Raw genomic sequence first — 207 nt, 5'->3', positions numbered from 1 at the left:
GTGGTGACAACTGCCCCAACCCTTACCTCCGATGACCAGCGGGCAGACATTAATAAAATCCTTGATGGACGTTTATCAGGTATTTCTACTCTTGATGCGGCGGCTCTGACCTATGAGTTTGAAAAGGCTCGCTTGAAAGGAGCTACTGATGCCACTATTTTAGCTAAAATCCAAGAAGCAGGGCGTGTGATACCTAACAATCTGACC

1 protein-coding gene is annotated in these 207 nt (G+C 46.9%); it reads left to right on the top strand.

Features of this window, described 5'->3' with window-relative positions; all coding sequences use genetic code 11:
* Positions 1 to 207: hypothetical protein (locus tag FH871_RS34770; protein ID WP_212768371.1), on the top strand; the 207-nt coding region annotated here is incomplete at both ends.

Origin of the sequence: Larkinella sp. C7 (assembly GCF_006149005.1) — a bacterium.
In the GTDB taxonomy this organism is placed as follows: domain Bacteria; phylum Bacteroidota; class Bacteroidia; order Cytophagales; family Spirosomataceae; genus Larkinella.
Note: the sequence above shows the minus strand (reverse complement) of the source record. Positions and strands in the feature narration are given on the sequence as shown.